The sequence below is a fragment of the uncultured Dokdonia sp. genome, from assembly GCF_947492535.1.
GTDB lineage: Bacteria > Bacteroidota > Bacteroidia > Flavobacteriales > Flavobacteriaceae > Dokdonia.
Genome location: NZ_CANLNH010000008.1, coordinates 114,789 through 140,248, shown reverse-complemented (window position 1 = coordinate 140,248; position 25,460 = coordinate 114,789). Strand labels below are relative to the sequence as shown.

Genomic DNA, 25,460 nt, shown 5'->3' with positions numbered 1-25,460 from the left:
ACGCCTTGCTAAAGAACCTCTTCAGAATTACTGTAAATTGTAACTTATCTCAATAAGCTATACACATATCAATATCAGTCTCCTGATTATCTTAATAAAGGTATCTCGCCTAAGGGGCATCCTACTAATTAAGGGTATTTCAATCTATATTATGAACATATTGCTTAATCAAAAGCAAAATTTATGGCATCGTTAATATCTCCTCCTCCAAGCACTATTTTTAAGTCTATAGGGTGTGAAGTATAATTTGTATTATCTATAGTGATCTGTAACTTCATTTGAATAGGAACATATGGTTTTCTATGCACTGAATATTTAAAAGAACCTGGATCATATTTACTACCTGAAGGTCTAAAATCACGATATAAACTACTTGGCTTAAAATAATGAATAGGTTCGATATCTAAGATCATTTCTCTGGCAGTTACATCATACTCTGATTTCCTATTCCAAAGAATTGCATCTCGCATCTCTTCTTTATAAAAACCTGATGGTTTCACATATCCACTTGTTAGTTTCTTTTTCTGTTTATAGCGTTCTATAATAATTTTAGGCTGATGCTTTACAAGATCTATAGGGCCTTGAATATAACATACTAATTGTTTATAATTTACAACTCTGCTAAAAAGAGTCCTGTAATTTGGCATAGGTGGTGCTTCACTACCAAACGGAGCTTCTATGATTTTATGACCGATAGGAGAAAACGGTTCTTGAGAATTATAGAAATGATAAAACTTTGTTTTTAAAGCCCCAGAAGGGCGTAATTTCAATCCAAAATTCAGTTCATTTAAATGCACATAAGAATCTATAAGTTGTGCAAACTGAGTTTCAGTAGGTCGATCTCCATTTTCAAAATATGCCTTTAATGCTTCTCTTTGTTCTCTCATAATACTATTTTATCATTTCCCAAGTTAATTCCTTGTTCAAATGTTTGTCAAAAGTAACTTCCTATTTTTAAAGTCACACTACGTTTTGTCAATCAGATCCGTAGTTTCAGCTCTTCTTTAACATTCTACTTTATCACTATTTCAAAACTATATGATGACATTCATTTTTATATCAATCCTATAGGTTTCAGTTCACTTTTATTTTTAAACCGATGTCAAAAGTACATGAGGAAATCAAGAATCGCACTATTATTTCAAGATCAGATCAATAGCTTCAGTGTTTCTTATAAAGCGCCATTTCAATGATATATTTATGTCTTACTTTCTCGTATTATTGACACTCCGTTCTCTTGATTTCCTTCATTACAACGTACGCTTCAAAAATATACCTTCAGGCTGTAAATCATAGGCTATTTTAAAGATCAGATCAGTAGTTTCAGTAAATAGCAATAAGTCACATTTGTCTTCGTAACTTTGATATATCCTATTCAAAAAAGCGCTATGCAATTATCTATAGAAAACACGTTTAGTCAAGAATTACCTGCCGATCCTACTACCGCAAATACAAGACGACAGGTAGCCAAAGCTTGTTTTTCTTATGTAACTCCTAGAATACCATCAACTCCTTCTCTACTTCAAGTATCTAAAGAGATGGCAGAGACTCTTGGATTCTCAGAAGACGATGTGCAATCGAAAGCGTTTCTTGAAATGGTCACAGGAGCCAATGTAGAAGAAGGCACTTCGCCGTATGCAATGTGTTATGGCGGACATCAATTTGGACATTGGGCAGGGCAATTAGGGGATGGTAGAGCTATTAACCTAGCAGAAATCACACATCATAATAAGCGTTGGGCAATACAACTTAAAGGCGCTGGTGAAACTCCCTATTCTCGTACGGCAGATGGACTTGCAGTACTTAGGTCTTCTATTCGAGAGCATTTATGTAGTGAGGCTATGTATCATTTGGGCGTGCCTACGACACGATCACTTTCACTCGCATTATCTGGAGACCAAGTATTAAGAGATGTCTTATATGACGGAAATGCTGCTTATGAAAAAGGTGCCATTGTATGTCGTGTGGCACCAAGTTTTATACGCTTTGGAAATTTTGAAATCTTTGCAAGCCGCCAAGATACAGAAACACTTAAAACACTCGTTGATTATACCATCAAACACTTCTACCCACACTATGAACAAGGCACTAAAGAAGGGTATCTTGGATTCTTCAATGAAGTCGTACAAAACACGCTCAACATGATTGTGCATTGGCAACGTGTTGGTTTTGTACACGGAGTCATGAATACTGATAATATGTCTATTCTTGGTCTTACGATAGATTATGGTCCGTATGGATGGCTAGAGGGCTATGATCCAGGATGGACTCCAAATACCACCGATCGCCAAAACAAACGGTATCGTTTTGGAAATCAACCGCAAATAGGACTTTGGAATCTTTTACAGCTTGCTAATGCATTGGTTCCATTAATTGGAGAAACCACGCAATTAGAAGCAATTTTACAGAGCTACCATACGGAGTACCCTAAAAAGTATATCGCCATGATGCGAGAAAAACTAGGGCTACAATTAGCGCTAGAAACAGATATTCAATTGATTGCTGATCTGGAAAAAAACCTCCAAGCTTCAGAAACCGATATGACTATTTTCTTTAGGAATCTATCTCAGGTATCTAAGGACACTACTGAAAATTTGAAAGATGTTTTTTACGCTTTCGCGAAAGCGGCCTTCTACACACCAGAAGAGATCACAGGAGCTATCTATACCAACTGGGAAACATGGTTTCAACACTATCTCAAACGTCTTTCACAAGAACGATTAACTGATGCTGAACGTGCGCAACAGATGAATGCCGTAAATCCTAAGTATGTATTACGTAACTATATCTCGCAACTCGTCATCGATGAAGCCGATAAAGGGAATTATGACCTTCTCGATGAGATTCATGCGCTTCTTAAAAACCCATACGATGAGCAACCTAAACATGAACGTTGGTTTGCCAAACGTCCCGAATGGGCACGTCATAAAGTAGGATGCTCTATGCTCTCCTGTAGTTCGTAAAATAGAGATGTATGTTGATAGAAAATGCTGTTCATATATTAAAAAGCACTATTGCCGAAGCTGACTTATGGGAATATGAACTTGATTTTAAAAGAGATACCTATATCAAAGAAGCAGATACTATAGATACACATTTGTATTTTTTAGAAGAAGGAAGTGTACGTGTGTATTTTACAGAAGATGCTAAAGAACATATCGTATACTTTGGATATAAAGGATCATTGATATCTGCTATCGATTCTTTTTTGACAGATACAGCTTCTACATTATGTATTAAAACCATCAAAAAAACCAAAGTTAGAGTGATCTCTAAAAAAAGATTTCTAGATTTTATTCAAAAAGAGAAAACTACATTAACGCTTTGGCAGGAAGTCCTTTCGCAGCTTTTATTGATGCAAGTTGATCGAGAAAAAAGTCTATTACTCAATTCGCCATTCGCTAGATACCAACAGGCTTTAGAAACGCATCCTAGATTATTTCAAGAAATCCCACATCGATATATTGCTTCTTATCTACGAATGAGTCCTGAAACCTTATCAAGAATTCAGAAATCTTGATTTCAATCAAGGTTTTGAGATTAAATTCGTTGTAACATTGTGATACCAATTCAGTAATCTATGCCTTTTGATTTTACTCCTTATCAATGTACACTCTTACAAGAAGAAGACAGTCTTTCTTTTTTTACACTCATACAAGAGAACAAAAAACGCTTAAACGATTTTTTTGCTGGAACCGTTGCAAAAACAACAACGCTTGAAGCGACACAAGAATATTGTAAAGAAATTTCAATACGTATAAAGCATCGTTCCTATTTCCCATACATCATTAAAGAAAAAGCATCCCAAAAATTGATTGGATTTATAGATATAAAAAATATAGATTGGGATGTCCCTAAAGCAGAACTAGGTGCTTTTATTGATGCAGACTATGAAGGCAAAGGGATTATTACACATCATCTCACTTCTCTTATAAACACAATTGTACAAGAACACGGATTTAAAAAACTCTTATGCAGAATTGCCAAGGAGAACAAGAGAAGTATTCAAGTTGCGCTGGCGTGTGGTTTTGAATTTGAAGGTACTGTTAGGCGTGACTATCGTACTACAGATGGACGATTAGTCGATTTAAACTATTATGGGAAGTTCTTTCAATGAAAGCCAAATACGACAAGATAGGGATTGATTATGATCTGACTAGAAAAGCAGATCCATACCTTACGGAGCGTATGTTATATCATCTGCAACCAACCGTAGAAGGCGTATATCTAGATATTGGGTGTGGCTCCGGAAATTACACCCATGAATTTCAAAAGACCAAATTTCAGTACATAGGCATTGATCCCTCTATAACAATGCTTGAAAAAGCAAAAAAGAGAAATACGACTATAGATTGGCGGATAGGTACTGCAGAAAAAACAAGCTTAAACACTGAAAGTATTGATGGGATTACCGCTTTTTTAACAATACACCATTGGCCAAATATTACTAAAGGAATTATAGAACTAGCAAATACATTAAAGAAAGAAGGACACCTTGTTATTTTTACTTCAACTCCTAAACAAATGAAACAGTATTGGCTATGTCATTACTTCCCAAAAATGCTTGCGGACTCTATCTCGCAAATGCCTTCTTTAGCATCTATCACTAACGCGTTTGAAAACACAGGTATTGAACTACTAGCGACAGAAACTTATTGTATACAACCTGATTTACAAGATCACTTTTTATATTGCGGTAAACATACCCCAGAAGTCTATTTTAATACACAGATTAGAAATGGTATTTCATCTTTTTCTGCTTTAGCTAATAAAGAAGAAGTAGCACAAGGACTCACTAACCTTAGAAAAGACATTGATTCTGGAGGTATTCATCAGGTGATGAAATCGTATGAGAATGACTTGGGAGATTATGTATTTATTGTGGGAAAAAAGAATATATAAATGAATAAAAAGAGATTGCTCATATTTGGAATAGTAGTTTTAATAACTACAGGTATTTTTATAGCTAAAAGAACTAATTTAAATCCGAGTTACTCCATTGGACAAAAGATAGATAGTTTACACGGAGTATATGTTTATTACAATGGAGGTGTCGGAAATATTAATGGAAGGGAAATTTCTAAAGATGGATACAACCTTGGGTTAAAATATCAATGTGTTGAATTTGTAAAACGATATTATTATGAAGAATTGCATCATAAAATGCCTGATAGTTATGGTCATGCAAAAGATTTCTTTAACCATAGTATAAAAGATACAGGTATAAACAAACAGCGAGATTTAATTCAATATACCAATCCAAGTGTCTCTAAACCTAAAATTAAAGACCTCCTTATTTACTCTGAAACATTATTAAACAAATATGGTCATGTTTCAATTATAGCTAATGTTACTAAAAATGAAGTTGAAATCATCCAACAAAACCCTGGGCCTTTCGGAAATTCTAGAGAAACTTACCAATTAAAAAAAATCAACGGAAAATGGAGCATTGATAATGATCGAATTTTAGGTTGGTTGAGAAAACAATAAGAATATTGATTACTACAAGTAGGGTTCTAAAAACCTTCCTCATATTCCAATACTCTAAGAGCAAATGTTTCCCTATAGCAGAGGGATTTGGGGTGTATAAATAGTATTATTATTAAAAAACACCTCCCTAACCCTCCTTTCTAGGAGGGAATGTCTTTACGCTGTACGTACTTCTTCTCTACTCCTCATACTCTCCAAATACACATAAAACTGTACCCCAAATAATAGAGAAGCTACTACGAGATGTAAGGGCTGTGTTCCAAATGGAAAATCTATATAATACATCGCAATGCCTGTCACAACTTCTAGTGCAATAAGAATCAATATCCATAACATTAAGTTGGCGTGTCCTAATAGGTATTTTCGGTTGCGCCAGAATAGGTATACATTCAGTAGGGTTACAAGTATAGAAAATGATCTATGTACATAAAACATAACTGTTGGCGGATTCAACCATTGGTCTTTAGCATCATATCCTAGAGCGATGACTTGTTCATCTACATATTGACGTACTTGAGTTCCAAACACAACTTGAACTAACGTCAATACGCCAGCTAATAGCACTAAGTTTTTAAATAGTGGGTCATGCTTTTTAAGCTTTAACGCTTCACTCTCTCTATGATCTTGAATCTCACGAGTTCGATTTCGCGAAAGCGTACTCCCCTCCTTCTCCTGAGATTTATACCATAGATATAATAAGAGTGCAACAATAACTAAGGCTGCAATCAAATGAATGGTGATCTTTACAGGAAGTAAATTAGAATCTACCACTTGTTTTCCTAACCATGCTTCAAACCCCATAAGCGGTAGTACAAAGAAAGAACCAAAAATAAGCCACGGACGACGTTTCCAATACCAAAAAGCACTAATAATCATTAAGAGTATTGGGATTCCTGCTAGTACGGTTACTTGTCGATTAATATACTCTATCCAAGTTTGCCATACATTAAACGTAGCATAATCATGCTTATCATACGTAGACCAGTTACTTTCTGAATACGTAGCTGCAGATGTAAAATCTTTGGGTGCAATACGCAGTGATTCTTCTACAATGATAATATATCCCTTCTTATACGCTTTATTAGGTTCCCATTGAATTTGAGCTTCTTCTGTAGGTGGTATATAATACCCAAAACATTTTGGCCAATCGGGACATCCCATACCACTTCCTGTCATCCTAACAATAGCACCAGCAATGATAATAAGATATAAGAATATGATAGAAATTTTAAGCGTTGTTCTGTACATGGATAGTTAGATTAAAGTACAATAGCGTTCAAAAAAAATCCCGCGACAAGCGCGGGATATATTGAGTTATATGTTTTAAGTGCGCTACACTTCTTAAAACATCGTTTCTTTAAATATGTAAGGGTCTGTCTTCTGTAGCTGCAAGTGCGGCTTCTTTTACAGCCTCTGCATATGTAGGGTGTGCATGACTCATACGAGCAATATCTTCTGCACTTGCTCTGAATTCCATAGCGGTTACTCCTTCTGAAATTAAATCAGCTACACGTGCGCCTACCATATGTACTCCTAATACTTCATCTGTTGTTTTATCAGCTAAGACTTTCACAAATCCATCTATATCTCCACTGGCACGACTACGTCCTAAAGCACGCATTGGGAATTGCCCTGATTTATATTCGACACCAGCTTCTTTTAATTGCTCTTCTGTTTTACCAACAGAAGCCACTTCTGGCCATGTATACACAACTCCAGGGATTAAATTATAATTGATATGCGGTTTTTGTCCTGCTAATGTCTCTGCAACAAATACGCCTTCTTCTTCAGCTTTATGGGCAAGCATTGCACCTTTAATCACATCCCCTATCGCGTAGATATTAGGAACATTGGTTTGTAAATGCTCGTTGACTTCAATCTTACCACGCGTATCTGTAGGAATTCCTACGGCTTCAAGATTTAGTCCATCTGTATACGCATGACGTCCTACAGCCACTAATACATAATCACCTTTAAATTCTACTTCGGTATTTTTCTTATTATTGGTAGCTTTTACAGTAATCTCATCTCCATTACGCTCTACAGCTGTTACTCCATGAGATAATGCAAACTTCATTTTTTGTTTTTTGAATACTTTGAGCATTTCTTTACTCTGCGCACCATCCATTCCTGCAATGATACGATCCATATATTCAACCACAGTTACCTCAGCTCCAAGTCTTTTATATACTTGACCAAGTTCCAAACCTATCACTCCACCTCCTATCACAATCATGTGCTTAGGAACTTCTTTCAGTTTTAATGCTTCGGTAGATGTAATAATACGTTCTTTATCTAAGGTGATAAAAGGAAGCGTACTTGGTTTTGATCCCGTAGCAATAATGGTATGTTTTGCTTCGATGGTTTCCTTTTTCTCTCCGTCTATATGAATATGTGTTGCATCTTTAAAAGATCCCACACCTTGATATACATCTATATTATTTTTACCCATAAGGAATTCAATTCCTTTTGTGGTCATATCGACAACGCCTTGCTTACGAGCAATCATTTTTTCAAGATTGAACTTTACGTCACCTACTTCTATACCATGTTCATCAAAATGCTTGATCGCATCTTCATAATGGTGAGAAGAATCTAGTAAGGCTTTAGAAGGGATACATCCTACATTAAGGCAGGTCCCTCCTAAGGTGTTATACTTCTCTATAAGGGCAGTTTTCATTCCTAGTTGTGCACAACGTATCGCTGCTACATATCCACCAGGTCCAGAGCCTATAACGGCTACATCATATGAACTCATAAGTTTTTTTTAATATAGTCGTACAAAGGTACGAACCGTTACTTGAGTTTAAAAGTTTATCCTTAATTGTTTTTGATTTGATCCTATGTTTCAAACATACTTAGTGCAGAAATCAAAATCTTTATATCATACGCTTTCGCGAAAGCGTATACAAAAAAAACATCTTGAAATGTCATTCTGAATTTATTTCAGAATCTCATTCTGTTACTTATCAATTTGATGAGAAGCTGAAACAAGTTCAGCTTGACGAAAATTAGCCTCTATAGAAATATTTATTTTAGTATTGCACGCGATCTACGATTTCTAAGCCATATCCTATCATTCCTACACGTTTTGTTCCGTCGGTATTAGATAGTAATTTAATCTTAGTAATAGAAAGGTCATGAAGTATTTGTGCCCCTATTCCAAAGTCTTTAGCATCCATCACAATATTAGGTGCTTTCATGATGCCTTCTTTTTGATTCTTTTTCAGCTCACTTAATCGTCCTAAAAGATTGGCTGCATTATTATCTTGATTGATAAACACAATGGCTCCTTTTCCTGCTTCATTAATAGCTCTAAACATATCGTCTAGTTTCTTATCGGCATTATTAGTGAGGGTTCCTAAGATATCATTGTTGATCTGCGTAGAGTTAACGCGAACTAGGACAGGTTCTTCTTTTGTCCAACTTCCTTTCGTAAGCGCAATATGTACTTGATCATTAGTTGTTTGTTTATAGGCACGTAATCTATAATCACCAAAACGCGTTTGGATATCAAAATCTTCTTTTTTCTCTATTAGACTGTCATGCTCCATACGGTAGGCAACAAGGTCTTCTATAGAAACAATCTTTAGATCAAATTTTTCGGCTACTTCCAATAGTTGTGGCAAGCGTGCCATAGTACCATCTTCATTCATGATTTCTACAATCACTCCAGCAGGTTCAAATCCGGCAAGTCTTGCAAAATCGATAGCAGCTTCTGTATGTCCCGTACGGCGTAACACACCTCCTTCTTTCGCTTTAAGCGGAAAAATATGTCCAGGCCTGCTTAAATCGAGTGGTTTGGTTGCTGAGTCTGTAAGTGCGATAACCGTTTTAGCGCGGTCACTTGCAGAAATTCCTGTAGTCACTCCTTGACCTTTTAAATCTATAGAAACGGTAAATGCAGTTTCCATAGGATCGGTATTGCTTGTCACCATCATATTCAATTGAAGATCATCACAACGTTCTTCTGTAATCGGAGCGCAGATGAGTCCGCGACCATGTGTTGCCATAAAGTTGATCATTTCTGGAGTGGCAGCACCAGCTGCAGCTACAAAATCACCTTCATTTTCACGGTCTTCATCATCTACCACAATGATCACTTTACCTTGTCTAATGTCTTCTATTGCTTCTTCAATGGTATGGAGTTGCGTAGTACGTTCTACAGTCATTTGCATAGGTTGCTATTTTGGTTACAAAGATACGAATTATGGTGTGTTTGTCGGAATAGAATACATGAACTATCTAATCATTCCTAAATCTTCTTTCATCCTATTTTTAAAATAAAAATAAATAATCAGATACCCAGGAATGCCTAGTAGGAAAAAAAGAATAAATAACCCATTAGTCTGCTTCTTTCCTATCGTGGTGTAATATTTAGAAATAGAAACGAGCGTAAGTATAAATAGAATATAAAATATAACAAGAAAAGCTATTTGCGATATTTGATAAGTAAGTACAATAGCAGGGTTCTTTCCTATAAGCTGTGGGGTAAAAATTGCTACTGCAAAAAGTGCAATATAAATCAGGTAATTTATTAATGTATACTTGTTATATTTCTTATAGTCAGTATAATATTTTTCTGCTTTATTATAGGTGACATTTTCATAAAACCCTTGTACTTTAAGGTTCTCTTTTGTGATCCCTAATGCATCTAATCGGTCTAATGCTCCATATCGCAATGCATCACTATACTCATATTGCTTATAGTTTTTTACTATTTCTTTCAATTGATTAATAGACCGTGCATCTAATATGGCCTCTTCTTCTTTAGTTAAGGTATATGCTACTTTTTCTTCTACTATTTCTTCAACTACTTTTTTCTTCTTTTCGAAGATTTTCTGAAGGAATAAACGAATAGGGTCTAAATCTATGAGTCCTTGGTCTGTTGTGGCCCTGTAGGTAAGATATACGCCTATGGGTAGGGTAATAAATGTACTTAACCAACTTGCTGTAAATGCAGAAATAGTTCCATCTTCTGCACTGTTTTTTGCAAAGATTCCTATAAAGTGAAACGTAAGAAATAAGACAACGCCTACTACAATAGGTAATCCTAATCCTCCTTTACGAATAATCGCGCCTAAGGGTGCTCCTACAAAGAATAAGACAATACAACTAAACCCTAGCACATATTTTTCATGGATCGCTATCTCAAATTTATTAAGACGTTTTACATCTACTGCATGTATCTTCTTTCTTCTATCTATGGAGGTAAGTGAATTTCCTATACTCGATTTTACAGATTGTAAAATAGCTACTTTATCTGTAAGATTATAATTATCCAAAAGTACTTCCTGTATCGTATCTACCAATGGTAATTTAAAATCTTTTATAGGTTTGAAATTGGCTTTTTTTATAAATGTATTTCCAAAATCCGTTCGACTCTTATCATATTTTTTAGCTAATCCTGTTAATGACGAATCTAGTTCTTTTACATTCAGCATTTGATAAGAATTATCAATCCCTTTATTATCTAAATCTACATCGCCATTAAGGGCCCCTAAATCAATATTAAGTGTATAGGTTTCGAAATAACTTTTTGCAAAAGGTTCTCTTTTTTGTTTTTTATAGTCAGACTGTTTTACTTCACTATAATAGTTACCATCAGAGAGTTTTAGAGAAAGTATAGGAGATTCTAACGAACTAATTAACTCTCCTTCTTTTGCTTTAATCACCGTATAATTTCCTATACGTCCAGGTTCTTTTTGATGTATAATAACATCTGTCAAGTATTGATCACGTTCACCGTGTTTTTCTGCTACTCGGATATTGATATCTTCTCCTATGGCATTAAATTGCCCAGAGCGTATGATCATTGCTGGTTTTAGTTTTCCAATATTATTACGAAGGTTTCTAAATTCAAATTGAGATGCAGGAATTACATAGTTTGCAAATAAAAATGAAGTAATCCCTAAGAAAACGATAAATACAATGAGACTTTTCATAGCTCGTTGTAATGATATTCCTGTAGATTTCATTGCTGCAAACTCGTAGTTTTCGGCAAAGTTTCCAAATGTCATAATACTGGTAAGTAGTACAGATAAAGGTAGTACTAGAGTTACAAGGCTTGGGGTTACAAATAATAAAAACTTAAGGATAACACTAAAATCAAGGTCTCGTCCTGCAAGCTCTTGTATATAGAGCCAGACACTTTGTAAAACAAAAATGAACATCAATATGATAAAGATGCTCAAGAATGTTTTCACGTATGTGAAAAGTATATAACGATCTAGTATTTTCATTAATTAGGAAATCGAAAACAAAAATACAATACCTTCTTCATTCCTACAGTACTGTGCTTGTTATATTTTGTTAATATAATAATCTGTGTACTTACTTTCATCAAATACAAATGCTTTTGCAGATATAGGCTGATTAGGTTTAAATGAGTTTACTGTAATTGTAATTTTAGTATCGTTTTTTTGTACAATAATCAATCTATAGATATGTTTTGTGGTAGTATCAACACCTAATAATGTGTGTTTTACTTCACTATTAGAATCCATAGGGGTTAATTTCACATATTGTATGGTACGTCCATTTACTTTTTGAGTAATATCCATTTTTTGGGTATACCCATCATTAAAGAACGAAAGCATTTTGGATGGTGTGATTGCATTTTCATCCTGATCACTTACCGTACTTATAGTAACTTCTTCATCTTCAGGAACTATTGTATAAATACTAGCGCCGTCAAAAATTTGTTTCGTTCCTAATAAATTAAGTGCATACAAATCTCCCTTTAAAACAACATTCCCTTTCGTTTCTTGATTTACACCTTCAGCTTCATTGGTTAATGCATATTTAAAGTCGATGGCTATATTTTCATAGCTCTTTACTTTACTGTCTACTTCTTTGAGTAATGATTGAGCTGATTGCGCTTTCGCGAAAGCGTAACCTCCCAAAATTAATAGCATACTCATTAAAAATCGCATACTCACTTTATTCATTTCCTTCATTATTTAAAAGTTGATCTAGAGCCATAATATCAGGTACAAGTACTTGACGTGCTTTACTCCCTTCAAAAGGTCCTACAATGCCTGCTGCTTCCAGCTGATCTATAAGACGCCCAGCTCTATTATATCCTAGTTTGAGTTTTCGTTGTAATAAAGAGGCACTTCCTTGTTGTGCAATTACCAGTACTTCGGCGGCTTCTCGGAAGAGCTTATCTCTATCACTGGCATCTATATCAAGACTCGTGCCACTTTCTTCTCCTACGTATTCTGGTAGAAGATGCGCATCTGGATAGGCTTTTTGACCGCCTATATAATCTACGATACGTTCTACTTCTGGTGTATCTACAAAAGCACATTGAATACGTACGACGTCATTTCCTTGTGTATATAGCATATCCCCTCGACCTATTAATTGGTCTGCGCCAGAGGTATCCAAAATCGTACGGCTATCTATCTTTGATGTTACTCTAAATGCAATACGTGCAGGAAAGTTTGCTTTAATAATACCCGTAATTACATTTACAGAGGGTCTTTGTGTCGCAATAATAAGGTGAATTCCAATAGCACGTGCTAGCTGCGCCAAACGTGCAATAGGTGTCTCGACTTCCTTGCCAGAGGTCATGATTAAGTCTGCAAATTCATCCACTACTAATACGATATAAGGTAAAAACTTATGCCCATTATTAGGATTGAGTTTACGGGCTTTAAACTTCACATTATACTCTTTTATATTACGACACATGGCATTTTTAAGCAGATCATAACGTGCATCCATCTCTATACAAAGAGAGTTTAGTGTGTTGATTACTTTAGAATTATCTGTAATAATAGCTTCTTCTGTATCTGGAAGCTTCGCTAGATAGTGACGTTCTATTTTATTAAAGAGTGTGAGTTCTACTTTTTTAGGATCAACAAGTACAAACTTTACTTCTGCAGGGTGTTTCTTATATAATAAAGATGCTAATATGGCATTTAACCCAACAGATTTTCCTTGCCCGGTGGCTCCTGCCATTAATAAGTGTGGCATTTTTGCAAGATCTACTACAAAGGTTTCATTAGAGATCGTTTTTCCTAATGTTAATGGTAGTTCCATTTCGGCTTCTTGAAACTTAGGAGAAGCTACAGCAGATCGCATTGACACGATTCTTGGGTTTTTATTTGGCACTTCAATCCCTATCGTTCCTTTGCCGGGAATAGGTGCTATGATACGAATTCCAAGTGCACTTAACGATAATGCAATATCATCTTCTAAGTTTTTAATCTTAGAAATACGTACTCCAGCTTCAGGTACAATCTCATATAAGGTCACTGTAGGACCAACGGTTGCTTTAATATTTGCAATCCCAATCTTATAATTATTTAGGGTCTCAACAATTCTATTTTTATTTTCTTCTAATTCTTGTTGATTAATTGTGATTCCTTGACCCTTTGTGTAATCCTTTAATAAATCAATAGGTGGGAATTTATAATGTCCCAATTCTAAGGTAGGATCAAATTCTCCAAAATCATCTACCAGTTGGTCACTAAGGTTCTTCTTAACTTCTTTTTCTTCTACAGGGGCTTTAATTTCGATATCAATTTCTTCAGAAGCATCTGTAGTAATGACTAATTCTGGTTCAGGGTCGGGCGTTGTAATCTCCATAGGTGGGTCTACAAGCTCATCCTTCTTTTTCTTTTTACCAATGGTAGGTTGTAGGTTTTCTACATTCATTTCAAATGTAGATTTTCCAGATGTATTCTCCTCTTCTGTATTTTTAACAACTTCTTCTACAATAGCTGACGTATCTTCTACTATTTGGTCAGCTTCTGGAGCTTGAACTGTTTCGGTGGTTTCAATAGTATCTGCAGGAGTTTCTTTAAACTCATCAGATAATTGGTCTTTTGTACTTTTAAAGAAGGTTCCTACTTTATCGGGTGTCATTTTAAGTCGTACTACCGCATATGCTATTGCTAAAAATGCCAAAATAAAAGCAGCTCCTATAAGGCCTAAGTAATCTTGTAGGTAATCATTAATCTCGTACCCCACACGACCGCCAAGGAGATCATTCTGTTTATGAAAGAATCCGAAAAATACCGAAAGCCATAGCATCACTAAAATACCCCAAAACCAAAACTGTCTTAATTTTGCTTTTGTATAATCAAAGAAATAATATACGCCTGATATCGTAAGTAATATCGATATAATAAATGCAGAAACCCCAAACCCTTTATAGATAAAGAAATTACTCATTCCTGCTCCAAAGTTACTTAGCCAGTTCTTTGTTTGAGCATCTCTATCTGTAATATCTGTAAGTACACTTTGGTCTACTTTCCAAGTAAATAAGTAGGAAACAAAGGAGAAGAACAAAGCGATTCCAAGAAAAAACAAAAAACTTCCTAATATAATTTGTTGCTGTCTAGAAAGTTTAAAGCTTATGGGTTTTCTGGGTGTCTTTGTTTTTTTAGGTTTACTTTTAGTCGTTGTTTTCTTTTTAGCCATTAAGCTAGTGATTGGATTGTGTTGTTAGGTTAAACCTGCATTATTCAGGTTAAAAATACAAATATGAAACGGAAATATAGGGGATTTGGTGCCCAATTACAGCTTTTTATACACAGAGATATCTTCAATAAGCCTAGGTTTTATTATTTATTGCTTATAACTTCTTAAAGTAAGGTGTTCTATATGATTATTTTAGTATCAAAATATCTTAGGGACATAAATAATACCTGCCACAATTACAGCAATAAGCGCTGCAATGCCTACAGCACCAGCAGCAATATCTTTAATTTTCCCTATTTTATTATGAAAATCAGGATGTATAAAATCTGCAATTTCTTCAACCGCTGTATTTAAACCTTCAATACTCATTACCATACCGATGCATATGGTTTGTATCATCCATTCTGTAGGTGAAATTTTAAAATAAAAACCTGCAATTGTAATAAGTATTGCTATTCCAAATTGCACTTGAATACTCGCTTCCGATTTTAATAAGAGTATTCCACCTTTAAATGCGTATACACACCCTTTAAGACGTCCTTTTATAAAACTAGTTGGCATCTCTATGACAATGCATTAAGGGCAGCATCATAATTAGGCTCGTGTCCTATCTCTGAAACTTGTTCTGTATGAATTACTTTTCCTTTATCATCTACCACGACAATAGCTCTTGAATGTAATCCTTCAAAACCACCATCTATAAGTTCTACTCCGTAATCTTTTCCAAATTCACCACGTTTAAAATCGGAAAGTGTACTTACATTCTCAATCCCTTCTGCACCACAAAAACGAGCTTGCGCAAATGGTAGATCACGAGAAATGCATAGAACTTCTGTATTTTCTAGTGCACTCGCTCTTTCATTAAATGTTCTTATAGATTGAGCACAAACACCCGTATCTACACTTGGAAAGATATTTAACACTAATCTCTTACCTCTATAATCATTAAGGGTTACAGAAGAAAGATCATTTCGCGAAAGCGTAAAAGCTGGTGCTGGACTTCCTACTTCAGGAAGGTTGCTTATTGTATTTACTGGGGTTCCCCCTAAGGTTACTGATGCCATAAAAAAGTATTTTTGTAAATGTAAAAAATCTATGAGAAAATACCGTCTATATTTCAAAGAAAAAGCCCTGTAAAATCACAAGGCTTTCTTAAAATTTATGATCGAAGCTTATTCATTTAATCGCTCGTTTAAGTAGGTTGACACTTCTAAATCACAAAGGTAATTTCTTTCATTTTAGCATAAAAAAACAGCTCTTTTAAAAGGTTAAAAGAGCTGTAAAAGTAATTATATAATAGTGTGTGTTATGCTTCTTTTCCTGCATCTTTCAATTGACGTATTTTAATATTGAAAGCTGCAAATAATAAAGTCATAAATGGGCTTAACCAGTTAAAGATGGCAAACACAAAATAGTCTAATACTGATACTCCTAGCACACCGCTTTGGTAGGCACCACAAGTATTCCAAGGTACCAAGACTGAGGTTACCGTTCCTGAATCTTCTAACGTTCTAGATAAATTTTCTGGAGCTAGTCCTTTATCTTTAAATGCTTTACTGTACATTTTACCAGGTACGACTATTGCTAAATACTGATCACTAGCTGTAACATTCAATGCTAAACAGCTAGCTACTGTACTGGCAAAAAGACCAAATGTTGTATGAAAAAGAGATAATAGTGCTTTACTTATACGTGCTAATGCACCTATAGCATCCATCACACCTCCAAATACCATAGCACAAATAATTAGCCATATTGTACCCAACATACCAGCCATACCTTTGGCTGAAAAAAGATCTGCTAATATCGCATTTTCAGTGGGTATTGTTGTTTTCACTGTTATTGCATTCATAATTCCTTTATAGCCTGTTATAAAGTCTAATTTTTCTCCACCCGCAGCTAAAACAACAAGATCTGGCTGAAAGATTAAGGCAGCAACAGCTCCTAATAATGTCCCTAGTAAAAGCGCTATTAATGGTGGTGTTTTCTTTACAATCAAAATAATCACAATAATAGGCACAAGAAATAACCATGGCGAAATATTGAATGTCTTTTCTATATCTGTCAATATCGCTTCTGTATTTGCAGTACCTGAAGTATCTAAAGTGAATCCAATAATAATAAATACGATAAGGGTAATAATAATAGTAGGTACTGTGGTAATGGTCATATATTTAATATGTGTAAACAAATCAGTTCCTGCCATTGCTGGTGCTAAGTTTGTTGTATCACTCATAGGTGACAATTTATCTCCAAAATAAGCTCCAGATAGTACAGCTCCAGCTGTCATTCCTAAAGAAATATCTAAGGCACTTGCAATACCTATAAGCGCAATACCTACGGTTGCAGATGTTGTCCAGCTACTTCCTGTAGCTATTGATATCACAGCACAAATAATAACACAAGCAGCGAGAAAAATTGTTGGATTCAATATTTGTAATCCATAATAAATCATCGTAGGGATAATACCACTAAGTAGCCAAGTTCCAGCCAATGCTCCAACCATTAATAAAATTAAAAGAGCCCCTGTAGTTGACTTTACATTTTGAGCAACTTCTTCTACCATTTGCTTATAACTCACTTTATTAAAATGACCTACAATAGCTGCAACAGCTGCTCCTAATAATAAAACAAATTGATTAGATCCAGATAATGCATCATCTCCAAACACAAAAACATTAAAAGCAAGCATTCCAACCAATGCAAAAACAGGAATAAGTGCTTCCCAAATATTGAGCTCTTTATTCTCTACTATTTTTTCATTTTGAGTGTCTTGTCTTTGACTATCCATATGATCTAAATTTTAGACTCACAATGTAACCATTTTATATAAAATATGATATAGCGAAAGACAAGATAAAACAAGAATATTTTTACGGTTTTGCCATAAATTCTGTGCGTAATTATAGTAAAATGACGTTAAAACTGTCATTTTTTGTGACTTTCATCGATTCTTTTTGACAAGTTAACGAAAAGTGTATTTATCTAATTATTAGTGTGTTTAATATCTATATGTTTGTAGTCCCAAATCGTATTGAATAATGAAAAAATTACTGCTTATTGCTATCCTACTAGTATGCTCAATTGCTACTGCGCAAGTTGGTATCGGAACAACAACACCTAATGCAGCGTTGGATATTCAATCTCCATCTGATGATCTTCCAGCATTAAAACTAAATCCACAATCGAATCCTATAGGAACGGCAGCTGGTCAGATTTCTGTAATAGGCGACCGATTATTTCTTTATGATGCCACAAGGAATAAATGGCTTAGTATAGAGACTTCTATTTTTAGTTTTGGTGATGAAGGTAATATTAATTCAGGTAACCTTGAATATGCTGGTGATATAAGAGATAGTGGTCCTCGCATTACAGAAAAAGCCAGTATTGTATATTTAACCATGAATTCTACTTCTGGAAATCAAGACAAAAGAATTTCTATCAATATTACTGATGCTAGTGGAACGGTGACAGAACATGAGTTTCAATTAGTAAATGGCAGTCTTATCCTTGAAAATCTCGATATAGAGGTAGAAAGCGGGGATTTTATTCAAATAAGCGCTGTTGATGGTGGAGGGCCTATTAGAGGTTTATCTGCAACTATTTGGACTAAATTTCGTAACTAATTTTAGAAAACAAAGAATAATCTTAAACAATATGAAAACGATTATAGTAAAGTTTATCGTGCTTTTCTTATTTAGTATATCTGTACATGCTCAGATGGGTATTGGAACTACAGATCCAAGTGCTGCTTTGGATGTAAATACTATTGATAATGGTATAGCATCTATGAGATTGAATCCTCAAAATAATCCTACTGGAACACAAACAGGACAGTTAACTGTAATAAATGGAATACTGTATATGTTTGATGCTGTAAGAGGGAAATGGTTGAGTTTAGAAAGCACTTCACTAGGTTTTGGTCGTCTGGGGCAAGGATCTGACCCTGCAGAGGTAGAATATGCAGGAGGAGACACACGAAGGAGTCCTATAATGCCTTTTGATGGTACCATCGTCGGAATTTCTATGAGTGCTACAAATGACAACTCAAGAGAAATCTTATTGTTCATAAATGAAACAGTAGTGCCTAATAATGATATAAACAATAATATTGATGGGGTATTTAATTTAGATCAATCAACTTTGCGTTATGTAAACAACAACTTTAATCTGGATTTTGAAGCAGGCGATGTCCTACGGTTTGAAATGGAGAGTGACGTGAATGATATTGAAAATCTAATTATAGACATTCGGGTAAAATGGCGTCAAAACAATTGATTTGAAAGTCAAAATGAAAAAAATTGATGCACTAGAAGCACATCTTAAAAAATTAGAAAGCCTTATTGAAGGTCTTAAATAGAGAACATTCTTTTATAAAAACATATAGTAAAAGTCCGAAATGAAAATTTCGGACTTTTACTATATATAACTAGTTTTGACTCTCTCTCATTAATTATAACATTCATTAATTTAACATATTAACCTTAATCTATCAATGGTTTTTACGTAAATAGTATTGAAATTTAAGTTGTTTATAGATGAATTCAATCATTTCAACGAATACCTATTGTTAATTATTTTTTTTGAAGATCTACGTAGCTACCTTTGAACGTAAATTTTAATAAAAATGAAAAAGCTCAGCTATATATTACTTTTTATTTTAATCCATACTGGAGTATTTTATGGGCAAGTTGGTGTGGGAACAACTTCACCTAGAGCAGCCTTAGAAATTTCTAATACCACAAATGGTGGTGTTCTTGTTCCTAAATATGCGCTTTCTGGAAATAATGACACATCTACTGTTACCAATCCGCAAGGAACTGCTTTAGAAATTGGTACAGTTGTATTTAATACAACGCAAGTAACAGGCACTAATGGTCTGGAGGTCGGTTTTGCATATTAGGATGGTGCTGTATGGACAAGCATTGTACCTAGAACACAAATTATGCAATGATCTTTTAATTCTAATACCTTAACTTCTAGTACTAGTACTACCACTCCTTTCAATTATGATACAGAACTTTTTAGTAATATTGATGGAGCTTCTTTCTCAGGAACAACAGTAACATTACCAAGGGGAATCTACGAACTCACTGCCACAATTCATGTCAATGAACGTGTTTCTGTTGACTATCAGGCAAGGGTAAACAGTGCTAATATAGGATCTATAGGAACTTCGAGTTCTGCTTCATTTAACTGTGATGCAGGAAGCTATTCACCTGTAGCTGCTGTATTTGAAATCACTGATGCTTCTGTTGAATCTAAAAAAGTATTCATCAATATATCTTTGTAGGTATTCTTTGCTATAATAGGAATGAACGTCTCTTAGCGAATTTTTAAAGTTTCTTATTTTAGTATGAAGCATTTTAAAATTCTTTCCATTATCCGATAGTGTTTGTTTCAAATTTGGATATCCCTCTTTAAGAAGTTTATAGCCTGACCAACCTAAGATATTTGCGTTACTCTTAATTATGTGTATCGAAAATAGGCTTTAGATATTTGGTGCTGTAGTCTTGAATAATCTTAGCATAATTTCTACCAGATTTACCGTCCCTATGTTCATACACAATCACACTCCTACCTTTTTATCACTCTTACTTCTACCTTGCTCTCTAGGTTGAGGAGTCCCTATTTCAAATTCATCATCGTGAACTTCATCCTCCAAAGGATATCTCTCACTACTTTTTATAGCTATTTGGACTTTTTGTCGAAAACTTCATGCGGTCTTTTGATTTACGCCAAAACGCTCTGCTAAACATATACTATTAGCTCATTTCTTATTGATTGTAATTTCATAAAGCTTTTCAAAGGCTTTATCAATACCAAACTTTAATTTATGAAATAGAGTTCAAGCAATGATAGATTCATCATAACCATAATTACTACATCTAAGACTATGTGGTTGTTTACATTGTATAAATACATCTGAATGACATCTATTACAATTATATCCATCAAACCACTTTAATTCCCCAAAAAATTTATAACAATCTTCTTTGGTCTCAAAATGAACCTTAAACACTTGTCTCTCAATCTTTTTTAATATTTTTATCTCTTATGGATTTAAATATAATACCTATAATCAAATAATTGAGATGTAAATAGCCAACCCTAATAATTTAATAAAACTATTAATATGTTAAAATAGTATTACCCAAGTGCACGATAGGTTATCTTTAAAAAAATTACGGTTAAACCATAACTTAAATTTATCAATTTTTAAAAAAATATCGACAAAATTCATTTTTAGATCGATAAAATACCACTTTTTGAAAAAAAAATTAAAACATATTAATTTCTTACAATTATATTTTACATTTATATATTTGTGAAAAAAATATTTTTAAATGAAAAAGCCCCATTTTTATTTTAGTACAATTATACTATTATTTCTTTCCTTTTTGTCTAGTAATGCTCAAGTAGGAATAAACACTACTGACCCACAAGCAACATTAGATATTTCTTCTATAGATATTGATATGCCACTATCTGATGATGGATTGCTAATCCCTAGAGTTAATAACTTAGCAGCTATTAATCCAACAGCAAATCAACAATCTATGTTAATATATTTAACTACAGATCTAACTAATGTAAATATTAATGGAACACCTCAAGATTACCCTACGGGTTTTTATTATTGGGATAATACAGTAACTAATTGGATACCTTTTACTCCTACTCCTGTATCTGGATGGAGAATTACAGGTAATGATGATGCTTTGAGTGGCACTCATTTTATTGGAACCACTAATGAAGAAGAATTAGATTTCCGCGTAAACAATAAACTTGTTTCACGACTCACTGAACTTGGGCAATTCGAACTTCAATCTGATGAAAAATCTGTTTTTATTGGATTTGAAGCTGGAGAAGCATATGATCCAGATAATACAGCATCAGAACACAATACATTTATAGGATATCAAACTGGAAAAGCAACTAATTCAGGTCGAGACAATCTTGCTGTAGGTACATTAAGTCTTACAAAAAATACAACTGGAGATTTTAATACGGCTGTAGGAGATGAAACGTTAGAAAATAATACATTTGGAAGTCGTAATACTGCTATAGGAAATGATGCATTAAGACAGAATACGACAGGAGGAAATAATACAGCTATAGGACAAACATCTCTAAGTAATAATATTACTGGATTTAATAATACAAGTATTGGAATTAATGCTGGGTTAACAAATCAAACAGGAAGTAATAATGTATACATAGGTGTAAATGCAAATACCGAAGAAATTGGAAACAGTAACGCTATTGCCATAGGAAATGCCGCTATTACTGGAAGCAACAATGCTACTGCCATCGGTAATAATGCTACTGCAGATAGCGTTGAAGCTATTGCTATTGGAAATAATGCTTTGGTTGACGGAGGTTCTAATAGTGGTATTGCTATTGGAAAAAACGCCTCTGTAAATGGAGGTGCTGACCAATCTGTAGTTTTAGGAATTGGAAGTGTTATTAATAATGGCGCTAGTTCAAGTATTGCATTAGGTAATAATAATAACATTGCTGGAGGTGCAAATAATGCTGTAGCACTAGGAAGTAATATTACTATATTAAATGGATATGATAACGCTGTCGGCATAGGTAATGGTGCAGTACCTACTAAAGCTAATCAATTAAAATACGGAAGTATTACTGAAATTGATCAAGGGACCGCTACAATTGTAAATACATCTGACGGCCGATTCAAATATGACATCAAAGCAAATGTACCTGGATTAGATTTTATAAATCGACTTCGACCAGTAACATACAAGTTTGATCTAGCAAAACTAGATGCATTTCATAATGCTCAAACGATAAGAGAAAATCCTACAAAAATCGAAACAGGGTTTATTGCCCAAGAGATTGAAGAAGCTATGATCGCTTCAGATTATGATTTTTCTGGTCTAGTAAAACCAGAAGACCTAAGTAAAGATAATTACAAAGTATCTTATGTTACTTTTGTAGTGCCATTAGTAAAAGCAGTACAAGAGCAACAAGAAGTAATTAATTCTCAAAACGATAAAATAGATGCACTTGAGGCGCGTCTTAAAAAATTAGAAAGTCTTATAGAAGGACTTAAGTAAAAAAATAACCATTAGATAAAACAACAAAAGTCCGAAAATACTTATTTCGGACTTTTACTATTTATAGTAGTTTATACGTACTCTTACGTTTGTGTAATTTTGATAACACAAACCAGAAAAAAACAACGGTTTTTACTTAATTAATTTTTAATACTTAGTTGTTTATAGATGGAACTGGTCATTTCAACGAATACCTATTGTTAATTATTTTATATAAAGATCTACATCCCTACTTTTGAGCGTAAATTGAGTACTATGAAAAAACTTATCTTTCTAATTGTCTTTATTTTTATCAACATAACTATGTCTTATGGACAAGTAGGTGTTGGTACCACTACACCTAGAGCAGCTTTAGAAATTTCTAATACTACAAATGGCGGTGTTCTCGTTCCTAAATACGCACTTTCAGGAAATGATGATACATCTACTGTTACCAATCCGCAAGGAACTGCTTTAGAAATTGGTACAGTTGTATTTAATACAACGCAAGTAACAGGCACTAATGGTCTGGAGGTCGGTTTTGTATATTGGGATGGTGCTGTGTGGACTAGTATTATGCCTAGAACACAAATTATGCAACGATCTTTTAGTTCTAATACTTTAACTTCTAGTACTGTTACTCCGTTTAATTATGATACAGAACTTTTTAGTAATATTGATGGGGCTTCTTTCTCTGGAACAACAGTAACATTACCAAGAGGAGTCTATGAACTTACAGCTACAATTCGTGTCAATGAACGCGTTTCTGTTGACTATCAAGCCAGAGTAAATGGTACAAACTCAGGTTCAATTGGAACTTCAAGTGCGGCATCATTTAATTCAGATGCTGGAAGTTATTCTCCAGTTTCTTCTGTATTTGAAATAACAGCGGCTTCTGGCACTGTAGATTTTGTGATCATCAATTCTTTTGCTCAAGGTAGTGGTAATGTAAGTGATGGAATTACTGTATTATCTGGGCAGTGCTATATGACTATTAAAAAATTATAAGTACAAAAAATAAGATATAATAAGAGCCTGTGTTTTTTTATACAGGCTCTTATCTTTTTATATACATATAGTATGTTATATGACAGCTGCGGTTTCAAAAACACCTACCTCATACATACATTTTTTCATTTCTTGATACGTACGTTCTATATCATTATCGAGTCCTACAGAAAAACGGATTAAACCATCGGTAAGTCCCATTTCTACTTGTTCTTCTTCTGGAATTTCTGAAGAAGTAGAGGTACCGGGTGCACTAAATAATGTTTTATAAAACCCTAAACTTACAGCTAGATATCCTAAATTACGTTCTTGCATTAATTCCATAAGCGCATTGGCTTTATCGAGGCTTCCTACATCTATAGTAAGCATTCCTCCAAAACCATATTCTTCATTCATCATACGCTTAAACACTTCATGACTTGGATGTGATATTAATCCTGGATAAACAGTACGTAAACCATCAGCTTGGAATTGAGTTGCTAAATAGGATGCATTATAACTATGTTGTTTCATTCTAATATGTAGGGTACGCAAGTTCTTAAGAACCGATGCCGCACGTAAACTATCCATAGTAGATCCTAATAACATACTGGCACCATCATTTACATTACGTAACTGATCTATAAATTCCTGACTTCCGCATACAACACCACCTACCGTATCTGAAGATCCATTGATAAACTTTGTTAAGCTATGCACCACAATATCAGCACCATGTTTTACAGGAGTAATAGATAGTGGTGAAAATGTATTATCTACGACAAGTTTCAGGTTATGCTTTCGCGAAAGCGCACTCAACGCCTCCAAATCGGCTATTTCTAATAAAGGATTACTTACTGACTCACAGTACAATACTTTTGTTTTTGGTGTAATCGCAGCTTCTACTTTTTCTAAATTAGTGATATCTACAAAACTGGTAGAGATTCCTAATCTTGGCGTAAAGTTCTTTAGAAAGGCATACGTACCTCCGTAAATCGTTCTACTAGAAACGATATGATCTCCTGCTTCACTTAACTGTAATAATACAGGCGTGATCGCTCCCATACCACTTGCTGCTACATTAGCCGTTTCCGTATCTTCCATAGCTGCAAGCGCTTCTCCTAAATATAAATTAGAAGGCGTACTATGACGAGAATATAAATAACAGCCATCGGCATCACCTTCAAAAGTGTCAAACATCGTTTTTGCAGATAGAAAGGTATAGGTAGAACTATCAGAAATGGAAGGATTGACACCTCCAAATTCTCCGAAGTACTGTAAATCTTGAATCTTATTAGCGGGTTTATAGGACATATTATCTGTGTTTTTAGTTGCTACGCTCTCTAAAAGAACGCTACTTTATAATTATTTATACATCAAATTTAGATGATACTAGATAATTTATCAACCAATCTATCTATATTTAGAAAATTAAACTAATAAAATTGTATTTTTGCTGTATACGCTTTCGCGAAAGCGTATAAA

The 25,460-nt window shown here is 34.4% G+C and carries 22 protein-coding genes; 10 read left to right on the top strand and 12 right to left on the bottom strand.

Annotation, left to right across the window (positions count from 1 at the left end):
• Nucleotides 1-164: 164 nt before the first annotated feature.
• Nucleotides 165-887 carry a hypothetical protein gene (locus Q1A60_RS12525; protein ID WP_299766428.1) on the bottom strand — a complete coding sequence of 241 codons (723 nt, stop codon included), beginning with the start codon at nucleotides 885-887 and terminating at the stop codon, nucleotides 165-167.
• Between the two features lie 501 nt (nucleotides 888-1,388).
• Here Q1A60_RS12525 and Q1A60_RS12520 point away from each other — a divergent pair.
• Genes Q1A60_RS12520 through Q1A60_RS12500 form a run of 5 tightly spaced genes read left to right on the top strand, consistent with a single transcriptional unit; the run spans nucleotide 1,389 to nucleotide 5,490 of the window.
• Complete coding sequence (locus tag Q1A60_RS12520; protein ID WP_299766430.1) at nucleotides 1,389-2,963, top strand: protein adenylyltransferase SelO; 1,575 nt, start codon at nucleotides 1,389-1,391, stop codon at nucleotides 2,961-2,963.
• 11 nt (nucleotides 2,964-2,974) lie between these two features.
• Nucleotides 2,975-3,520 carry a Crp/Fnr family transcriptional regulator gene (locus Q1A60_RS12515; protein ID WP_299766432.1) on the top strand — a complete coding sequence of 182 codons (546 nt, stop codon included), beginning with the start codon at nucleotides 2,975-2,977 and terminating at the stop codon, nucleotides 3,518-3,520.
• A gap of 60 nt (nucleotides 3,521-3,580) precedes the next feature.
• Nucleotides 3,581-4,117 carry a GNAT family protein gene (locus tag Q1A60_RS12510; RefSeq protein WP_299766434.1) on the top strand — a complete coding sequence of 179 codons (537 nt, stop codon included), beginning with the start codon at nucleotides 3,581-3,583 and terminating at the stop codon, nucleotides 4,115-4,117.
• Nucleotides 4,114-4,902: a class I SAM-dependent methyltransferase gene (locus Q1A60_RS12505; protein ID WP_299766436.1), complete on the top strand. Its 789-nt coding sequence runs from the start codon at nucleotides 4,114-4,116 to the stop codon at nucleotides 4,900-4,902. Before Q1A60_RS12510 ends, Q1A60_RS12505 begins: the two co-directional genes overlap by 4 nt.
• Nucleotides 4,903-5,490 carry a CHAP domain-containing protein gene (locus Q1A60_RS12500; RefSeq protein WP_299766439.1) on the top strand — a complete coding sequence of 196 codons (588 nt, stop codon included), beginning with the start codon at nucleotides 4,903-4,905 and terminating at the stop codon, nucleotides 5,488-5,490.
• A gap of 156 nt (nucleotides 5,491-5,646) precedes the next feature.
• On the opposite strand, the gene Q1A60_RS12495 is transcribed toward Q1A60_RS12500, so the two are convergent.
• From Q1A60_RS12495 to nhaC, 9 genes are all read right to left on the bottom strand, one after another.
• The gene (locus tag Q1A60_RS12495; RefSeq protein ID WP_299766441.1) at nucleotides 5,647-6,738 is read right to left on the bottom strand and encodes a COX15/CtaA family protein; all 1,092 of its coding nucleotides are present in this window, start codon (nucleotides 6,736-6,738) and stop codon (nucleotides 5,647-5,649) included.
• Between the two features lie 109 nt (nucleotides 6,739-6,847).
• Nucleotides 6,848-8,248: a dihydrolipoyl dehydrogenase gene (lpdA, locus tag Q1A60_RS12490; RefSeq protein WP_299766443.1), complete on the bottom strand. Its 1,401-nt coding sequence runs from the start codon at nucleotides 8,246-8,248 to the stop codon at nucleotides 6,848-6,850.
• 277 nt (nucleotides 8,249-8,525) lie between these two features.
• Complete coding sequence (gene ribB / locus Q1A60_RS12485; protein ID WP_299766445.1) at nucleotides 8,526-9,668, bottom strand: 3,4-dihydroxy-2-butanone-4-phosphate synthase; 1,143 nt, start codon at nucleotides 9,666-9,668, stop codon at nucleotides 8,526-8,528.
• A gap of 63 nt (nucleotides 9,669-9,731) precedes the next feature.
• Complete coding sequence (locus Q1A60_RS12480) at nucleotides 9,732-11,732, bottom strand: LptF/LptG family permease (RefSeq protein WP_299766447.1); 2,001 nt, start codon at nucleotides 11,730-11,732, stop codon at nucleotides 9,732-9,734.
• Nucleotides 11,733-11,792: 60 nt separating this feature from the next.
• Nucleotides 11,793-12,440, bottom strand: coding sequence for an outer membrane lipoprotein carrier protein LolA (locus Q1A60_RS12475; RefSeq protein ID WP_299766449.1), 648 nt, complete (start codon nucleotides 12,438-12,440; stop codon nucleotides 11,793-11,795).
• A complete protein-coding gene (locus Q1A60_RS12470; protein ID WP_299766451.1) occupies nucleotides 12,433-14,925 on the bottom strand; it encodes a DNA translocase FtsK in 2,493 nt (830 codons plus the stop codon). The genes Q1A60_RS12475 and Q1A60_RS12470 overlap by 8 nt, the downstream gene beginning before the upstream one ends.
• Before the next feature lie 198 nt (nucleotides 14,926-15,123).
• Nucleotides 15,124-15,486 (bottom strand): diacylglycerol kinase family protein, encoded by a 363-nt coding sequence (locus Q1A60_RS12465; RefSeq protein WP_299766453.1) that lies wholly within the window; start codon nucleotides 15,484-15,486, stop codon nucleotides 15,124-15,126.
• 2 nt (nucleotides 15,487-15,488) lie between these two features.
• Entirely contained in the window at nucleotides 15,489-15,989 is a 501-nt protein-coding gene (gene tpx, locus Q1A60_RS12460) for a thiol peroxidase (RefSeq protein WP_299766456.1), read from the bottom strand.
• A gap of 242 nt (nucleotides 15,990-16,231) precedes the next feature.
• On the bottom strand, nucleotides 16,232-17,716 hold the full coding sequence (gene nhaC / locus Q1A60_RS12455; protein ID WP_299766458.1) for a Na+/H+ antiporter NhaC: 1,485 nt from the start codon (nucleotides 17,714-17,716) through the stop codon (nucleotides 16,232-16,234).
• A gap of 250 nt (nucleotides 17,717-17,966) precedes the next feature.
• Here nhaC and Q1A60_RS12450 point away from each other — a divergent pair, with 250 nt between their 5' ends.
• The 3 genes from Q1A60_RS12450 (at nucleotide 17,967) to Q1A60_RS12440 (ending at nucleotide 19,828) form a co-directional block, all read left to right on the top strand.
• Nucleotides 17,967-18,551, top strand: a complete 585-nt coding sequence (locus Q1A60_RS12450; RefSeq protein ID WP_299766460.1) for a hypothetical protein — start codon at nucleotides 17,967-17,969, stop codon at nucleotides 18,549-18,551.
• Nucleotides 18,552-18,582: 31 nt separating this feature from the next.
• Nucleotides 18,583-19,203 carry a hypothetical protein gene (locus Q1A60_RS12445; protein WP_299766462.1) on the top strand — a complete coding sequence of 207 codons (621 nt, stop codon included), beginning with the start codon at nucleotides 18,583-18,585 and terminating at the stop codon, nucleotides 19,201-19,203.
• A 349-nt stretch (nucleotides 19,204-19,552) separates the two neighbouring features.
• Nucleotides 19,553-19,828 carry a hypothetical protein gene (locus Q1A60_RS12440; RefSeq protein ID WP_299766464.1) on the top strand — a complete coding sequence of 92 codons (276 nt, stop codon included), beginning with the start codon at nucleotides 19,553-19,555 and terminating at the stop codon, nucleotides 19,826-19,828.
• 312 nt (nucleotides 19,829-20,140) lie between these two features.
• Here Q1A60_RS12440 and Q1A60_RS21620 read toward each other — a convergent pair whose 3' ends face one another.
• Nucleotides 20,141-20,329 (bottom strand): transposase, encoded by a 189-nt coding sequence (locus Q1A60_RS21620; protein ID WP_363322587.1) that lies wholly within the window; start codon nucleotides 20,327-20,329, stop codon nucleotides 20,141-20,143.
• A gap of 943 nt (nucleotides 20,330-21,272) precedes the next feature.
• Between Q1A60_RS21620 and Q1A60_RS12435 the strand changes: the two genes are divergently transcribed.
• Complete coding sequence (locus tag Q1A60_RS12435) at nucleotides 21,273-23,009, top strand: tail fiber domain-containing protein (protein ID WP_299766466.1); 1,737 nt, start codon at nucleotides 21,273-21,275, stop codon at nucleotides 23,007-23,009.
• A gap of 255 nt (nucleotides 23,010-23,264) precedes the next feature.
• Nucleotides 23,265-23,996 (top strand): hypothetical protein, encoded by a 732-nt coding sequence (locus Q1A60_RS12430; RefSeq protein ID WP_299766468.1) that lies wholly within the window; start codon nucleotides 23,265-23,267, stop codon nucleotides 23,994-23,996.
• A 75-nt stretch (nucleotides 23,997-24,071) separates the two neighbouring features.
• On the opposite strand, the gene Q1A60_RS12425 is transcribed toward Q1A60_RS12430, so the two are convergent.
• The gene (locus Q1A60_RS12425; protein ID WP_299766470.1) at nucleotides 24,072-25,289 is read right to left on the bottom strand and encodes an aminotransferase class I/II-fold pyridoxal phosphate-dependent enzyme; all 1,218 of its coding nucleotides are present in this window, start codon (nucleotides 25,287-25,289) and stop codon (nucleotides 24,072-24,074) included.
• Between the last annotated feature and the right edge of the window lie 171 nt (nucleotides 25,290-25,460).

What these genes read in the sequence shown, in the direction of transcription:
- tpx (WP_299766456.1), bottom strand. Translation starts at nt 15,989, where the DNA reads ATGGCATCAGTAACCTTAGGGGGAACCCCAGTAAATACAATAAGCAAC.
- Q1A60_RS12515 (WP_299766432.1), top strand. Translation starts at nt 2,975, where the DNA reads ATGTTGATAGAAAATGCTGTTCATATATTAAAAAGCACTATTGCCGAA.
- Q1A60_RS12525 (WP_299766428.1), bottom strand. Translation starts at nt 887, where the DNA reads ATGAGAGAACAAAGAGAAGCATTAAAGGCATATTTTGAAAATGGAGAT.
- Q1A60_RS12480 (WP_299766447.1), bottom strand. Translation starts at nt 11,732, where the DNA reads ATGAAAATACTAGATCGTTATATACTTTTCACATACGTGAAAACATTC.
- Q1A60_RS12440 (WP_299766464.1), top strand. Translation starts at nt 19,553, where the DNA reads ATGAAAAAGCTCAGCTATATATTACTTTTTATTTTAATCCATACTGGA.
- Q1A60_RS12475 (WP_299766449.1), bottom strand. Translation starts at nt 12,440, where the DNA reads ATGAATAAAGTGAGTATGCGATTTTTAATGAGTATGCTATTAATTTTG.
- Q1A60_RS12470 (WP_299766451.1), bottom strand. Translation starts at nt 14,925, where the DNA reads ATGGCTAAAAAGAAAACAACGACTAAAAGTAAACCTAAAAAAACAAAG.
- Q1A60_RS12425 (WP_299766470.1), bottom strand. Translation starts at nt 25,289, where the DNA reads ATGTCCTATAAACCCGCTAATAAGATTCAAGATTTACAGTACTTCGGA.
- Q1A60_RS12430 (WP_299766468.1), top strand. Translation starts at nt 23,265, where the DNA reads ATGAAAAAACTTATCTTTCTAATTGTCTTTATTTTTATCAACATAACT.
- nhaC (WP_299766458.1), bottom strand. Translation starts at nt 17,716, where the DNA reads ATGGATAGTCAAAGACAAGACACTCAAAATGAAAAAATAGTAGAGAAT.
- Q1A60_RS12450 (WP_299766460.1), top strand. Translation starts at nt 17,967, where the DNA reads ATGAAAAAATTACTGCTTATTGCTATCCTACTAGTATGCTCAATTGCT.
- Q1A60_RS12495 (WP_299766441.1), bottom strand. Translation starts at nt 6,738, where the DNA reads ATGTACAGAACAACGCTTAAAATTTCTATCATATTCTTATATCTTATT.
- ribB (WP_299766445.1), bottom strand. Translation starts at nt 9,668, where the DNA reads ATGCAAATGACTGTAGAACGTACTACGCAACTCCATACCATTGAAGAA.
- Q1A60_RS12505 (WP_299766436.1), top strand. Translation starts at nt 4,114, where the DNA reads ATGAAAGCCAAATACGACAAGATAGGGATTGATTATGATCTGACTAGA.
- Q1A60_RS12510 (WP_299766434.1), top strand. Translation starts at nt 3,581, where the DNA reads ATGCCTTTTGATTTTACTCCTTATCAATGTACACTCTTACAAGAAGAA.
- lpdA (WP_299766443.1), bottom strand. Translation starts at nt 8,248, where the DNA reads ATGAGTTCATATGATGTAGCCGTTATAGGCTCTGGACCTGGTGGATAT.
- Q1A60_RS12520 (WP_299766430.1), top strand. Translation starts at nt 1,389, where the DNA reads ATGCAATTATCTATAGAAAACACGTTTAGTCAAGAATTACCTGCCGAT.
- Q1A60_RS12445 (WP_299766462.1), top strand. Translation starts at nt 18,583, where the DNA reads ATGAAAACGATTATAGTAAAGTTTATCGTGCTTTTCTTATTTAGTATA.
- Q1A60_RS12435 (WP_299766466.1), top strand. Translation starts at nt 21,273, where the DNA reads ATGAAAAAGCCCCATTTTTATTTTAGTACAATTATACTATTATTTCTT.
- Q1A60_RS12465 (WP_299766453.1), bottom strand. Translation starts at nt 15,486, where the DNA reads ATGCCAACTAGTTTTATAAAAGGACGTCTTAAAGGGTGTGTATACGCA.
- Q1A60_RS12500 (WP_299766439.1), top strand. Translation starts at nt 4,903, where the DNA reads ATGAATAAAAAGAGATTGCTCATATTTGGAATAGTAGTTTTAATAACT.